General features: G+C 66.2%; 13 protein-coding genes and 1 tRNA gene. 4 read left to right on the top strand and 10 right to left on the bottom strand.

The genetic code is table 11. The annotated features are described in order from the left end of the window. The first annotated feature begins 60 nt into the window (after window positions 1-60). Entirely contained in the window at window positions 61-864 is an 804-nt protein-coding gene (locus EV663_RS10535; protein ID WP_132951764.1) for an undecaprenyl-diphosphate phosphatase, read from the top strand. Here the strand turns inward: EV663_RS10535 and EV663_RS10530 are convergent. Continuing rightward, the gene (locus EV663_RS10530; RefSeq protein WP_132951763.1) at window positions 861-1,847 is read right to left on the bottom strand and encodes a complex I NDUFA9 subunit family protein; all 987 of its coding nucleotides are present in this window, start codon (window positions 1,845-1,847) and stop codon (window positions 861-863) included. The two genes, EV663_RS10535 and EV663_RS10530, sit on opposite strands and share 4 nt — an antisense overlap. Window positions 1,848-1,992: 145 nt before the next feature. Here EV663_RS10530 and EV663_RS10525 point away from each other — a divergent pair. From EV663_RS10525 to EV663_RS10515, 3 genes are all read left to right on the top strand, one after another. Next, window positions 1,993-2,079: transfer RNA gene (locus EV663_RS10525), tRNA-Leu, on the top strand. Between the two features lie 186 nt (window positions 2,080-2,265). Continuing rightward, window positions 2,266-2,733, top strand: a complete 468-nt coding sequence (locus EV663_RS10520; RefSeq protein WP_132951762.1) for an NUDIX hydrolase — start codon at window positions 2,266-2,268, stop codon at window positions 2,731-2,733. Window positions 2,734-2,777: 44 nt separating this feature from the next. After that, window positions 2,778-4,259 (top strand): inorganic phosphate transporter, encoded by a 1,482-nt coding sequence (locus EV663_RS10515; protein WP_132951761.1) that lies wholly within the window; start codon window positions 2,778-2,780, stop codon window positions 4,257-4,259. A 128-nt stretch (window positions 4,260-4,387) separates the two neighbouring features. Here the strand turns inward: EV663_RS10515 and EV663_RS10510 are convergent, their stop codons facing one another. The 9 genes from EV663_RS10510 to EV663_RS10470 all read right to left on the bottom strand — a co-directional run. Continuing rightward, entirely contained in the window at window positions 4,388-5,863 is a 1,476-nt protein-coding gene (locus tag EV663_RS10510) for a sodium:solute symporter family protein (protein WP_132951760.1), read from the bottom strand. Continuing rightward, window positions 5,860-6,069 carry a hypothetical protein gene (locus tag EV663_RS10505; RefSeq protein WP_132951759.1) on the bottom strand — a complete coding sequence of 70 codons (210 nt, stop codon included), beginning with the start codon at window positions 6,067-6,069 and terminating at the stop codon, window positions 5,860-5,862. The genes EV663_RS10510 and EV663_RS10505 overlap by 4 nt, the downstream gene beginning before the upstream one ends. 171 nt (window positions 6,070-6,240) lie before the next feature. After that, window positions 6,241-8,295: a 3'-5' exonuclease gene (locus tag EV663_RS10500; protein ID WP_243697940.1), complete on the bottom strand. Its 2,055-nt coding sequence runs from the start codon at window positions 8,293-8,295 to the stop codon at window positions 6,241-6,243. After that, a complete protein-coding gene (locus EV663_RS10495) occupies window positions 8,288-8,671 on the bottom strand; it encodes a response regulator transcription factor (RefSeq protein ID WP_132951757.1) in 384 nt (127 codons plus the stop codon). Before EV663_RS10495 ends, EV663_RS10500 begins: the two co-directional genes overlap by 8 nt. Further along, a complete protein-coding gene (locus EV663_RS10490; protein WP_132951756.1) occupies window positions 8,668-9,198 on the bottom strand; it encodes a hypothetical protein in 531 nt (176 codons plus the stop codon). Before EV663_RS10490 ends, EV663_RS10495 begins: the two co-directional genes overlap by 4 nt. 3 nt (window positions 9,199-9,201) lie before the next feature. Further along, window positions 9,202-11,046, bottom strand: a complete 1,845-nt coding sequence (locus EV663_RS10485; protein WP_132951755.1) for a DUF294 nucleotidyltransferase-like domain-containing protein — start codon at window positions 11,044-11,046, stop codon at window positions 9,202-9,204. A gap of 116 nt (window positions 11,047-11,162) precedes the next feature. After that, window positions 11,163-12,950: a sodium:solute symporter family protein gene (locus tag EV663_RS10480; protein WP_132951754.1), complete on the bottom strand. Its 1,788-nt coding sequence runs from the start codon at window positions 12,948-12,950 to the stop codon at window positions 11,163-11,165. Between the two features lie 6 nt (window positions 12,951-12,956). After that, on the bottom strand, window positions 12,957-13,217 hold the full coding sequence (locus EV663_RS10475; RefSeq protein ID WP_132951753.1) for a DUF4212 domain-containing protein: 261 nt from the start codon (window positions 13,215-13,217) through the stop codon (window positions 12,957-12,959). An 86-nt stretch (window positions 13,218-13,303) separates the two neighbouring features. Continuing rightward, window positions 13,304-13,864 (bottom strand): AMP-binding enzyme (locus EV663_RS10470; protein WP_165910178.1); only part of this gene is annotated, 561 nt, incomplete at its 5' end.

Here is a 13,864-nt window from a genome sequence, read left to right as displayed (position 1 = left end):
GCACCCTTCTCTTTCCGAATCAGCCTACTATGCTGAGACTGATCCAACGCGAGCCCCGCCATGGCCCTTTATCACCTGCTCCTGATCGCGATCATCCAGGGCGTGACCGAATTTTTGCCGATCTCGTCCTCGGGGCACCTGATCCTGTTGCCCAACCTCACCGGGCTGGACGACCAGGGGCAGGCCATCGACGTGGCGGTGCATGTGGGCACGCTCGGGGCGGTGGTGCTGTATTTCCGCAAGGATGTGGCGCTGGCCGTCGCGGGGCTGGGCCGGGTGCTGCGCGGACAGATCGACACGCCCGGCGCATTCCTTGCGCTCTGCCTGATCGTGGCGACGATCCCGGTGATGATCCTGGGGCTGATCGTCGAACTGACAGGGCTGGACGCGGCACTGCGCAGTATCGCGGTGATCGGCTGGACGATGCTGGTCTTTGGCATACTGTTATGGGCCGTTGACATGCGCGCACCGCGCATCCGCAAGGCGCCGCAATGGACACTGAAACATGCCGCCATCATGGGACTGTGGCAGGCGGTTGCCCTGATTCCCGGCACCTCGCGCTCGGGCATCACGATCACGGCGGCACGGGCGCTTGGCTATGACCGGGTGGGCGCGGCACGGCTATCGATGCTGATGTCGATCCCGACCATCACGGTCGCGGGCCTGTTGGTCGGCGGCGAGGTGGCAGCCGATGCCAACCTCGCAATGGCGCGGGACGGGGCAATAGCGGCCGCCTTCGCCTTTGCCTCGGCACTGGCGGCATTGGCGGTGATGATGCGCCTGGCCCGCACCGTCAGCTTTACACCCTACGTGATCTATCGCGTGATCCTTGGCCTGGTGCTGCTTTCCATTGCCTATGGCTAGGGGCGCAGGCGCTTGGCCGATTCACGCACCTCGTAGAACTGGCCCGCCGGACGATAGCGCCACAGGTATTCCGGCAGCACCGCGTCCATCGCGGTGGGCGCGATGCCCAGCTCCGGCAGCCCCGGCATATCCTTGCCAACCACGTTGTCCAGCCCCAGGCTGCGCACCTGGTCGCGGGTCAGGACCGAGTTGGTGAACAGCCCCAGCGACAGCGCCTGAAGCAGGTCGAACACAGCCCCCATCAGCGCCGAAACCGGCAAGGGCAGGTTCAGAACCAGAACCTTTGGCCGCCGGATCACCTCGAGCATCTCCTCCATCAGATCGGCGAAACTGCGCGTTTCGGGGCCGCCCAGTTCGTAGATACCCGGCGCCGCGTCGCCCGTCACCCCCATCGCCGCCGCATGCGCCACGTCATCGACATAGACAGGCTGGAACATGCTCGCTCCGCCGGTTACCGGCAGAACCGGCAGGAATCGCGCCATGCCGGCAAAACGGTTGAAGAACTGGTCCTCGGGCCCGAACACGATCGAGGGGCGCAGGATCACCGCCTGCGGAAACGCCTCTGTAACCGCCGCTTCGCCCAGTCCCTTGCTTTGGGCATAGGCGCTTTTGCCGTGCGGGTCCGCGCCGATGGCAGATATATGCACCAGCCGCGCAATACCGGCCTTTGCGGCCTCTTGTGCGACATGCTCGGCACCGTGATGCTGGACCAGGCCAAACGTGTTGCGACCCACCTCGTTGAGGATACCCACGCAGTTGACCGCGGCATCGGCCCCCCGCAACGCGGCGGCGACCGAGTCGCAGTCGCGGATATTGCACAGAACCGGCTCTACCTGGCCGACCGCGCCATAGGTGCGCACGAACAGCGCCTCGTTGGGGCGCCGCACGGCGACGCGCACGCGCCAGCCCTCTTGCGCCATGCGGCGCGCAACGTATCGGCCGACGAATCCAGAGCCCCCGAAAATGGTAACAAGCCGCGACATGGCAATTCCTCCCGAGCTGGATGCCCAGCATTGGATATATGCACAACCGCCTGCAAACAAGCGCGCGCGACAGCATCACATTTTTCCTTCAGATCGCCGTTGACACCACCCGCCGCCCCCGTTATTGCACCGCCTCACGACACCGGCCCAGGTGGCGGAATTGGTAGACGCGCTAGCTTCAGGTGCTAGTGTCTGTATGGACGTGGAGGTTCGAGTCCTCTCCTGGGCACCATTGTCAAGCCCAAAAGCCCCTGGAAACCCTGGTTTCCAGGGGCTTTTGCTTTCTGGGCAGGATTTTGCCCACCCGCGTGGCATCCTTGACAGGAAGGCGCCGCGCGATCCCGTTGACGACACGGAGCCACTCGTATCAGCATACGAATGCTGATAGGAACAAGGCTTTGCTCGTATGAGGAATTGAATGCTCAAGACCTTTTGGAATGCCGCGCTATCGCCACTGCTGCGTCGACCCGCCCGGTTTCAGGTCGCCGCCCTGTGTTTCCGCAAGGGTCCCGACGGACCAGAGATCCTGATGATCACCTCGCGCGATACCGGGCGCTGGATTCTGCCGAAGGGATGGCCAAAACCCGGCCTGAACGCAGAGGGCACCGCCTGCGAGGAAGCCTGGGAAGAGGCCGGGGTCCGCGCGAAAAAAGCCCCCGCCCGCAAGATAGGGCAGTACCATTACGACAAGCGGCTGAAAGGTGGCGTGCCGGTCCTGACCGAAGTCGATGTCTATGCCGTTGAGGTGGAAAACCTCCACAAGACCTTTCCCGAGATGTCGGAAAGAACCCGCCGGTGGATGAGCCCGCCGGAGGCCGCGGCAGCGGTGGATGAGCCCGACCTGAAAGAACTCCTTGAAAACCTTCCATCCGATCTTGGGACCTGATACCCGCTCGGGAACTTTAACGGCCCACAAGACCGGACAAGCGCGTGACCGACAGTTCAAAGCGTTACCAGTGGCGCACGCTGGACAAGGATCTCAACCGTCTGACACGGGTCGAGTCCGCTACCATGTACGTGTCACGCCCGCTGATCGGCGTGGGTATCTCCCTTGCGTTCATCGTGCTCGCGGCGCTGGTGGCAGGTGTCATCGTCGGCCAGGCGCCCGGAATGCTGTTCATCGTCGCGGCGGCGGGCTTTGGCGCCTATATGGCGCTGAACATCGGGGCCAACGACGTCGCCAACAACATGGGGCCCGCCGTCGGGGCCAGCGCGCTGTCCCTGAGCGGTGCCATCATGATCGCGGCCATCTTCGAAAGCGCCGGCGCGCTGATCGCGGGCGGCGACGTTGTTTCGACCATTTCCAAGGGCATCATTGACCCGGCCGCGGTAGAGAATGCACAGGTCTTTACCTGGGCGATGATGTCGGCGCTGTTATCCGCGGCGATCTGGGTGAATATCGCGACCTGGTTCAGCGCCCCGGTCTCGACCACGCATTCCGTGGTGGGGGGGGTCCTGGGCGCCGGGGTCGCCGCCGCGGGGGGCGCGGCGGTGAACTGGTCCACGATGGGCGCCATCGCGGCAAGCTGGGTAATCTCACCGCTCTTGGGCGGGGTAATCGCGGCGGCTGTCCTGGCCTTTATCAAATGGCGGATCATCTATGTCGAGGACAAGATCGCGGCGGCCCGCAGATGGGTTCCGGCACTGATCGGTCTGATGGCAGGAACCTTCGCGAGCTACCTCGCGTTGAAGGGCCTCAAGCGTATTGTCGATATCGACCTTTCGCACGCGCTCGCAATCGGGGCGGGGGTAGGTATCGCGGCCTGGCTGATCGCGATTCCGGCCATCCGGCGCCAGTCACGGGGAATGGAAAACCGTAATAGATCGCTCAAGGCGCTGTTCGGCTTTCCGCTGGTGGTCTCGGCGGCGCTCTTGTCCTTTGCGCATGGTGCGAATGACGTGGCCAACGCCGTGGGGCCGCTGGCAGCCATTGTTCATGCGCAGGAATTCGGCGCGGTGGCCGGCAAGGTGGCGATCCCGGCCTGGGTGATGGTGATCGGCGCCTTCGGCATCTCGTTCGGGCTGATGCTGTTCGGGCCCAAGCTGATCCGCATGGTCGGCAGCCAGATCACCAAGTTGAACCCGATGCGCGCCTATTGCGTGGCACTGTCGGCGGCGATCACGGTGATCGTGGCATCCTGGCTGGGTCTGCCTGTCAGTTCCACCCACATCGCGGTGGGCGGCGTGTTCGGCGTGGGCTTTTTCCGCGAATGGCATGCCGAACAGCGCGCCCGCCAGATCAACATGGCACGCCCCCCCGCAAAACGCATCCCCGCAGAGGAACGCCGCCGCCGCAAACTGGTGCGCCGGTCGCATTTCATGACCATCATCGCCGCCTGGGTTGTCACAGTACCGGCCGCGGCGATCTTGTCTGGCGCCATGTTCGTCGTTATGCGAGGCTTGATGGGGTGAGATGCGGCCGCGCCGAGCCGTTTGACCGCGCACGGCCCCGGCCAGATCACCTCCCCATCCGCACCTGTGAATGCCGCGACGGGCGGGGGACTGGCACAGCGTTCCCCGCCCGGCGCCTGTGGGCCGGACTACCAGGCCCGGTGACGCGACATGTCGTCCGCGATCTCGGCCGCGAAATCCAATGCGCCCGCGCGGGGCCGCGTGGCAAGGCTGACGCCCACGAACAACGCCGCGCTGACGCCGCCCACCGTGAACGGAAGCAACGGGTTGAACACGCTGACCCCTTGCAGGATCGCCATCCAAACCGCGACCGCGGCCCCGCCGAGGATACCGGCCAGCGCCCCCGCCGCCGTCCCCCGCGACCAGAAGAACGCGCCGAAGATCGGCGGGACAGTCACCAAGAGGCCGGCCGCCGACAGCGCCGCCAACTGGTCGACGACCTGGGCCTTTTGCAGGGCGAAATAACTGGCAAACAGGATCACGCCAACGATCACGACGCGCCCGGCCAGGATTTGCAGCCCGTCATTGGACACTCCCTCGCGCCGGACGAAATCACGCGCGATCATCGCGCCCACCGCAAGCGCGATGGAATCAAGTGTCGAAATCGCCGCCGACAGGATACCGAGGATCAACAACAGCCCCACCCAGACCGGCACCGCCCCCGAGGTCAACAGCGCGGGCGTAGCCATGGAACTGTTTTCCAGCCCAGGCACCAGTTGCAACGCCGCAAACCCCCAGGCCACCGCGATCAGCGTAAAGACAAAGCCAAAGCCCAGAACCCATAGGATCATACGCCGCATTGCGCGGAAATCGCGCAGCACGAACAATCGCTGGCTGACCTGCGGGTTCGATAGCGCGAAAAAGAACCACGGAAAGGCCAGGGCAACAAAGGTTGGCAGGCTCCACAATCCCGAACCCGGCACGCCCAGCCAGGCGCCGTGATCGGCGACCAGCCCCTGGCCAAAGGCCGCAAGCCCCCCCAGTTCGGACACAGCGAACCCCACCGCAAGCAGACCCGATCCCAGCATCACCACCGACAGCGCCGCATCCGTCCAAGCGACCGAACGCAGACCGGCCAGAACCGCCCAGAACATCGAGAGGGCCGCGCCCGTGGCCACGGCACCGAACAGGGTGATGCCGCCATCGGTCACCCCCGACAGCAACAGGCCGATCCCGGCCATCTGGGTGGTGCAATAGGGCAACAAGAACACCAGGCTGACCAGCGCCATCGCCCGCGCGACATTGCGGCTTCCATAGCGGGCGCCGATCATCTCGGCCGGGGAAATAAAGCCCCAGCGGCGGGCCACCAGCCAGAAGCGTGGCGCAAAGACCACCAAAAGCGACAGCCCCGCGAAATAGATCAGTTCAAACCCAAGCGCACCTGCGCCGCCGCGATAGGTCAGCCCGGTCAGCACCACCAGCATGAATGCAGAATAGGTGGTCGCGGCATAAGACAGCCCCGCCACCATGCCCCCGACATCCCGCCCGGCGATATAATAATCGCCCGCGGTTCCGCTATTGGCGCGCGCGGCGCGCAGGGCGATGACAAAACCCAGGACGGTGAACAGGCCGATCGCGGCCCATACGATCAACGGGGACATCATGGCGCGACCCTCCAGCGCAGAACGGCCAGCGCGACCAGCGCGATCACGACCAGCCCGAAACCACCCCAGAACAACAGGACTGCATAGCCAGGCGCGGCCCCGGCAAGAACACCGTAGGGCACGGCGATGCCCAGTACGATGACGACGGCCATGGCCGCGATCCAGAACCGCCGCCCCCAGGGCGGCCGCATGTCTTTGTCGTGCATCTGCGCTCCTCCGCTCTGCGTTCCGTAGATACAAGCGACGTTTTATAGGGCGTTGACGACATCGGCTCAAGCCGAGGCTGCAAGGCCATGCAGCGGCGCATCGTCTCGGCCCGTCAAGCCCCGCACGAGACGTACCAGGCTGGCCCGGCCCGGGCGCCCCCTGGCGTCGGGCTAGTAACGCTGCGCGCGTCGGATGCGGTGCATCTCGTCGCTGCGCGCCAGCGCCTCGCCGAGGGTGCGCAGGCCAGCGCCCTCCATCTCGCCCAGCATGTGGCGAAAGACTTCGGCCGTCGCCAGCGCGTCGCCCAGCGCGGTATGCCGGTGATCCTCGGGCAGGTTGACGCCGAACCGGGCGGCCAGCGCATCCAGCGTCAGGTCGTCGGCATGGGGGTAAAGGCCGGCCGACAGCAAAACGGTGCACAGAACCGGATGGTCAAACATGACCCGAAGTCGCGATTCCTTCATTCGCAGGAAGGCCATGTCGAAAGCCGCGTTATGGGCGACCAGAACCGCGCCCTCGCAAAAATCGTGGAACCGTTGCGCCGCCGCGATCAGGTCGGGGGCGCCGCGCACGCGGGCATCGTCGATCCCGTGGATCGCGGTCGAGCTTGCGGGGATGTGCCGGCCGGGATTGACCAGCGTGTCGAACACCTCGCCCCGCAGGATGCGGCCGTTGACGATACGAACGCCTGCGATCTGCACGATCTCGTCGCCACCTTTCGGGGACAGGCCGGTGGTCTCGGTGTCGAACACCACGAAGCGCAGCTCTGACAGCGGGCGCTCGGCCAGCCCCTCGGTGGCCGGCGGCGGCAGGGTAAAATCGTAGAATTCCGGGCGCGGATCGGCCGGGGTCAGATCCGGCGCATCGGCCGCGCGCAGCGGCAGCACAAGCCGGTGACCGGTCTCGGTCGGTTCCGACCACAGGTCGGTACCATGGCCTTCCAGCGCGTCGCGGCCGGTATATTGGCCGTAGCCGGCCGAAAGCGGTTCCTCCAGCCACGCGTCCAGCTTGCCGTCGGGCACGTCCGGCCCGCACCAGCCCAGCGCCAGGCGCACCTCGCGGCCCTCGGCTTCGGCGCTGAGAACGAAATCGCCGCGCGTATCCTGCCCGGCCAGCCCCTCGATCACCCGCACCAGCAATTCGGTCATCGCGAACCCGTCGCAGCGGATGAAATGCCGGCGGCCCTTGTGGTTCAGCGGCAATGGCAGGCGGGCCTGCAACGCATCGAAAATATCATCAGAGGCGACGGCAGGCATCGGCCAGTGCCGCGCAGTCGCCGCGCCATGCCGTTCGGCCACCTCGTGGACGGTATCCGCAAGGGCAGACTGTTCCTTTCCCATCATGGCCAGGAAACCGGCGCGTCGATCCCCTGACAAATCGGGGTCGCCCACCGCATCCAACAGCGCGCCCAGCGCGGCGGTCGGGCGGCGCACCTTGTCGAGCAGCATGTTGAACAGGTGATCTCTCTCGGCATGGGCACGCAAATCCTCGGTCGCGTCGTGAAAGATCATCACATAGCCCGCGCGCTGTCCCTCGACGCCAACGGGGCTGACGCGCACCATCAGGAAACGTTCGCCACAGGCGGTGGCGGCGAGGAATTGCTCGGCCTCGTGCTCGCCGCGGGCGGCGCGCGCGACCATGCGGTCCAGCGCGTGCGACAATGGCTCGGGACGCAGGAAAGCGGTCAGCGACCGATCCAGCCCCAGATCACCCAGAAGTCCCTGCGCCGCGCGGTTATAGAGCATGATCCGATGGTCTGGAGTCGCCACCACCACGCCCTCGGCCAGATCGCGCAACAATGCCTCGAACATCGCCTTTTCGCGGTTGATCTGCGCCGTGCGCTCGGCCACCACGCGGTCCTGCGCGGCGCGGGTGACGGCCAGCGCATCGTGGATCGCGTTCGCCGCGGGCGCCAACGCCCCCAGATAGCGCGCGCGGGTCTCGTCGATGCCTGCGTCGATATCGGCGCGGGCGCGGGTTGTCAGATCGGCGGCCAGCGCCAGGATCGGGCGAGCCACATGTTCATCGAACAAAAGCCCCACCCAGGCCGCCAGCCCCGCCACACCAATGCCCGAGACCAGCCCCGCGATCAGATAGCCCTCGAAAGGGCCACCCGCGCGCGCATGACCCAGCCACAGCCCCACTGCCAGCGCCGTCACGCCACCCGCCGCAAGCGCGGCGAAAAACAGGGCGAACCGTAATCTTAACCCAAGCCGCTCATGCATCCACCTCTCCCCCCAGCAACGCGCGGATCTGGGCCAAGAGATCCGCGGTTGCAAAGGGTTTGGCCAGGAACGCATCCGCCCCCAGCGCCAGCCCCTTGCGCCGCTCGACCTCCCCGCCGCGCGCCGTCATCATCAGGATCTTGAGGGCCCCGAGATCCCGTTTGCCCCGGATATCCTGACAGATCTCGTAGCCCGTCTTGCCGGGCAGCATCACGTCCAGGATCACCAGGTCCGGCGGCGTCTCCTCCAACGCCGCCAATGCCGTCTGCCCGTCTGCAACGCGGGCCACCTCATATCCGGCCCGCGACAGCAGATAGTCAAGCGCCAGGGCGATGCCGTCCTCGTCCTCGGCCAGCAGAATGCGCCGCCCCTTCACGAGCCGTCCCCGCCCCAATCTGCGCCGTCGCAGACCGCGCGGCGCAGCGGATCGTCCGCCGCCAGCGCGCGCCAGTCCGCCGCCGCCGGATCTGCCAGCACCGCGTCGGTGACATCGGCACGTGCGCCACCGGTGCAATCGACAAGTTGCGGGATCGCCCGGGTCGGCTGCCATCGGGCAAAGGCGTAGAGCGTGACCAGACGCAGACCCGGGGCATCCGCCCGCGTGGCCGCCCCGCCCACATCCGCCGTCATCAGCCGCGTGACTTGTGGCACCGCATAGGTCCAGGGTTTCCAGGGCTTACGCTCGGCGATGCGCTCGATCTCGACCACGCCCGAGGGCAAGCCCGCCACGGTGCGCGGCGCCCAGCTATATTCCGACCATACCGCGTAACCGATCATCGCTCCCCCCGCGGCCAGCGGGACCAGCCAGCGCGGCAGATGCCGCCCGGTCAGCCGGTCCAGTGCCAGCACCAGCCCCACCGCGCCCAGACCGGCCACGAAACTTGCGATCAGTTCCAGGAACATCGCCTACCCCATCACGCCGCGGCCCTGGCTGGCCGCGGATTGCATCGTCTTGACCACCATGAAGGCATCGCGCAGGTGCTTGCGCTCCAGTTCCGACAGGTGCGCGGGGGCCATGAAATTGTCCGGCGCCCGGCCGGCCTGGATCTGCTCGGCCTGGTGGCGCAGGCGGGTTTCGGCGATCAGGTCGTAGGCGTCGATCAGATCATGGGCCCCGGCCTGGGAAATCACCCCGGCGGCGCTGGCCTCGACCAGCCGTTCGCGGGTGTTGACCGCCGTCAGGTTGCCCTGCAGCGCATAGACCCGGCCCAGATCGACCACCGGCACCACGCCGGACAGCTTGAGATCGACCATGTCCTTGTGCTCGCCCGAGCGGATCAGCGCAAAGCCGCGCAACAGGCCCAGGGGCGGCGCGTGCTTCAGCGAGTTCGACACCATATGCGCCACGAAGATCGAGTTCTTGCGCGCCATCTCCAGCGTTTCGGCCTGCAACGCCTCGAACAGCGCGGCCTCACCGCCGATCGGGCGCAGGTCGAACATGACCGAGGCCAGCATCTGCGCCTCGTTGTCGGGCTGGGCGATCCAGCCGGCGAAGTAGTCGCGCCAGACCCGGCGCGGTTGGCGCCAGCGCGGGTTGGTCGCCATCATGTCGCCGGGGCAATAGACGAAACCGCAGGTGTTCAGCCCGTCCGAGACGAATTTTGCCAGTTCCGCGAAATAGGCGTCATGGTCCGGCGTGGCGGCGTCGTCCAGGATCAGGCAGTTGTCCTGATCGCTGACGCCGGTCTGTTCGCGCCGGCCCTGGCTGCCGCAGGCCAGCCACAGATAGGGCACCGGCGGCGGGCCCAGACGCGCCTCGGCCAGGGCCAGCAGGCGGCGGGTGATCGCGTCGGTGATGTCGGTGATCCGCCGGGTGATCGCGCCCGCATCCACGCCCGCGCGCACCAGCTGTGCCAGCAGGGCCGGCACCTGGGCGACGACGCGGGCCATGTCCTGCGCGTCCTCGGCATCGACGATTTCCACGATCATGTGGCTGGCGGTGGCGGCCTGTTGGCGGAACAGGTCGGTGCGCCCGATCAGCCCGACGATGCGCCCACCCTCGGCCACCGGCAGGTGGCTGATATTGTTGTCGGCCAGCACCATCAACGCATCCAGCCCCAGCGCGTCGGGGCCGATGGTGATCGGATCGCGGGTCATCACTCGCGTTACCGGCGTTGTGCCGTCCAGCCCCTCGGCCAGCACCTTGCCGGACAGGTCGCGCACCGTGACGATACCCACGGGCGCCGCCCCCGCCATCACGATGACCGAGGAAATCCCGTGCTGGCGCATGATCCGCGCGACATCGGTCGCCGTCGCCCCCTCTGGGCAGGTGACCGGCGTATTGGTCATCAGGTCGGCCACCTTCAACGCGGTCAGCCCTGCGGCCTCTTCCTCGGCCGGGGCGGCGCGGCCGGGGATGGCGCGCGCGAACCAGGTGGCAAAGGCCGGCACGTCGTCCATAAGGTCGTGGAACGCGTCCTTGGGCAGCAACAGCAGGGTGGCGGCCTCGGCGGCCCGCGCGCTGAGCGTGGCGCGGCCCAGCCGCAGCAGCCCGCGTTCGCCGATCACGTCACCGCGTCCGCGATGGTCGATCAACCGCCCGCCATCATCCTCCAGGTCGGCGCTTCCGGTCTCGATCACGTAAAGCCCGTCCAGCTTTTCGCCCATCCGGCAAATGGTCTGGCCCTCGGCCAGGGTTCTTCGCGTGACCTGCCCTGTCAATCCCCTGCGCGCCCCCTCCGGCAGCCGATCGAACGGCGGCAGGCAGAGCAGGCTGGCCAGCGGGTCGGCCATCGGCACGGCGTCGGGCATCGGAACCTCTTGCGTGAAAACAGGCGCTTTGACGGAAATAGCCTAAAAGGCGGGCCGGGTCTGCAAAATGACAGCCGGTGTGAAAAGGGGGCGGCGCGCCGCCCCCCTTCCCGGTTTCAGTGGTCGGCCGCGGCCGCACCCGCCCCGCGGGGGATGCGCACGCTTTCGACCAGGTCCCGGATCTCTTTCGGGGGGGCCTTGGTCATGCTGGCCACGGCATAGGCGGTGGCAAAGTTGATCATCGCCCCGATCGCCCCGAACGAGGTCGACTTGACCGTGAAGAACAGCGGATCGCTATCGTCAAAGCTGTTCGTGCCGGGGATGAAGAACCAGCCCTTGTGCAGGAAGATGTAGATCAGCGTGGTCAACAGACCCGCCAGCATCCCCGCAACCGCGCCCACGTTGTTGATGCGGGTCGAGAAGATCCCCATCATCAGCGCCGGGAAGATCGACGCCGCCGCAAGGCCAAAGGCCAGGGCCACCGTCTGCGCGGCAAAGCCCGGCGGGTTCAGACCCAGGTAGGTCGCCACCGCGATGGCCACCGCCATCGCGACCCGCGCCGACAGCAACTCGCCCCGCTCGCTGATACGCGGGTTGATCGCGCCCTTGACCAGGTCGTGGCTGACCGCTGACGAGATCGCCAGCAGCAGGCCGGCCGCCGTGGACAGCGCCGCGGCCAGACCGCCCGCGGCCACCAGGCCAATCACCCAGCCCGGAAGGTTGGCGATTTCCGGGTTGGCCAGAACCAGGATATCACGGTTGAAGTTGGTCAGCTCGTTGCCTTCCCAGCCTTCCTCGGCCGCGCGTTCCTGCATCGCGGGCGACGCGTCGTTGTAATACTGGATCAGGCCGTCGCCGTTCTTGTCCTCCCAGCCGAGAAGACCGGTCTTGGCCCAGGTCTGCATCCAGTCATACTTTTCGTCATTCTCGATGGTCTCGACCGAAACGGCGGCGTTGTCGGTGCCGTTGGGCCACATCTGTTCGGTGATGTTCAGACGTGCCATCGCGCCCACGGCCGGGGCCGTCAGGTACAAAAGCGCGATGAAGACCAGCGCCCAGCCCGCCGACCAGCGCGCATCCGATACCTTGGGCACGGTGAAGAACCGCATGATGACGTGGGGCAGACCGGCGGTGCCGATCATCAGCGACAGGGTAAACAGCACCATGTTGACCGTGTCGGCATGGTGCATCGTGTATTCCTTGAAGCCCAGCTCGGTCACGATCTGGTCCAGCTTGGCCAGTAGCGGCTCGCCACTTGCCTGGTGCTCGCCGAACAGGCCCAGCGGTGGGACAGGATTGCCGGTCAGTTGCAGCGAGATGAAGATCGCCGGGATCGTGTAGGCGAGGATCAGCACGACATATTGCGCGACCTGCGTATAGGTCACGCCTTTCATGCCGCCGAACACCGCATAGGCGAACACAACCGCGGCCCCGATCAACAGGCCGGTGGTGTTGTCCACTTCCAGGAACCGGCCAAAGGCTACGCCCACGCCGGTCATCTGGCCGATCACGTATGTCAGCGAGGCGACGATCAGGCACAGCACCGCCACCAGGCGCGCGGTCTGGCTGTAGAACCGGTCACCGATGAATTCCGACACGGTGAACTTGCCGAACTTGCGCAGGTAGGGCGCAAGCAACAGCGCCAGCAGCACGTAACCGCCGGTCCAGCCCATCAGGAAGGTCGAGTTGTCATAGCCGACAAACGCGATCAGACCGGCCATCGAGATGAACGAGGCCGCCGACATCCAGTCGGCCGCGGTGGCCATGCCGTTGGTCACCGGGTGCACGCCGCGCCCGGCGGCGTAGAACTCGCTGGTCGATCCGGCCCGCGCCCAGATCGCGATCCCGATATAGAGCGCGAAGGACGCACCCACGAAAATGAGGTTAAGCGTAAACTGATCCATCGTGACTTACTCCTCGTCCACGCCGTGTTCGCGGTCCAGCCGGTTCATGCGCCACGCGTAGAAGAAGATCAGGCCGAGAAAGACCAGGATCGATCCCTGCTGCGCGAACCAGAAGCCCAGATCGGACCCGCCCACGGCGATGCCCGACAGAAGCGGCCGCAGCAGGATGCCGAAGCCGAAGGACACCAGCGCCCATATGACGAGGCTGATGAGGATGATGCGGATATTGGCCTTCCAGTAGGCCATTGCAGAGTCCTTGCCGGACATGTCGGGGTCCTCCCGTTGTTGAAGGGGGTCGCCTGCGCCCGGCTCCTCTCCGGGCGCAAGCCTGGTGCGGTTGCATCAGGGCGGTCTCAGCCCTTGTTCATGCGGTTTTCGATCAGGTCGTCGACCACCGACGGATCGGCCAGGGTCGAGGTATCACCCAGGGCGCCGAAATCGTTCTCGGCGATCTTGCGCAGGATACGGCGCATGATCTTGCCCGACCGGGTCTTGGGCAGGCCCGGCGCCCACTGGATCACGTCCGGCTTGGCGATCGGGCCGATCTCGGTGCGCACCCATTTCTCCAGCTCCTTGCGCAGCTCGTCGCTGGGCTCGGCGTCGTTCATGAGCGTCACATAGGCGTAGATGCCCTGGCCCTTCAGGTCGTGCGGGTAGCCTACGACGGCGGCCTCGGCGACGGCGGCATGGGCCACCAGCGCGCTTTCGACCTCGGCCGTACCCATCCGGTGGCCCGACACGTTGATCACGTCATCCACCCGCCCGGTGATCCAGTAATAGCCATCCGCATCGCGCCGACAGCCGTCGCCCGAGAAGTAATAGCCCTTGTATTGCTGGAAATAGGTTTCCTGGAACCGCTGGTGATCGCCATAAACCGTGCGCATCTGGCCCGGCCAGCTGTCCTTGAGGCACAG

It is taken from the genome of Rhodovulum bhavnagarense (genome assembly GCF_004343505.1).
Taxonomy (GTDB): Bacteria; Pseudomonadota; Alphaproteobacteria; order Rhodobacterales; family Rhodobacteraceae; genus Rhodovulum; species Rhodovulum bhavnagarense.
This window is presented reverse-complemented; position numbering and strand designations above follow the sequence as displayed.

Excerpts from the sequence above, each read along its gene's own strand:
- EV663_RS10480 (WP_132951754.1), bottom strand. The coding sequence starts at position 12,950 with ATGGATCAGTTTACGCTTAACCTCATTTTCGTGGGTGCGTCCTTCGCG.
- EV663_RS10485 (WP_132951755.1), bottom strand. The coding sequence starts at position 11,046 with ATGCCCGACGCCGTGCCGATGGCCGACCCGCTGGCCAGCCTGCTCTGC.
- EV663_RS10475 (WP_132951753.1), bottom strand. The coding sequence starts at position 13,217 with ATGTCCGGCAAGGACTCTGCAATGGCCTACTGGAAGGCCAATATCCGC.
- EV663_RS10505 (WP_132951759.1), bottom strand. The coding sequence starts at position 6,069 with ATGCACGACAAAGACATGCGGCCGCCCTGGGGGCGGCGGTTCTGGATC.
- EV663_RS10530 (WP_132951763.1), bottom strand. The coding sequence starts at position 1,847 with ATGTCGCGGCTTGTTACCATTTTCGGGGGCTCTGGATTCGTCGGCCGA.
- EV663_RS10535 (WP_132951764.1), top strand. The coding sequence starts at position 61 with ATGGCCCTTTATCACCTGCTCCTGATCGCGATCATCCAGGGCGTGACC.
- EV663_RS10500 (WP_243697940.1), bottom strand. The coding sequence starts at position 8,295 with ATGCATGAGCGGCTTGGGTTAAGATTACGGTTCGCCCTGTTTTTCGCC.
- EV663_RS10520 (WP_132951762.1), top strand. The coding sequence starts at position 2,266 with ATGCTCAAGACCTTTTGGAATGCCGCGCTATCGCCACTGCTGCGTCGA.
- EV663_RS10510 (WP_132951760.1), bottom strand. The coding sequence starts at position 5,863 with ATGATGTCCCCGTTGATCGTATGGGCCGCGATCGGCCTGTTCACCGTC.
- EV663_RS10490 (WP_132951756.1), bottom strand. The coding sequence starts at position 9,198 with ATGTTCCTGGAACTGATCGCAAGTTTCGTGGCCGGTCTGGGCGCGGTG.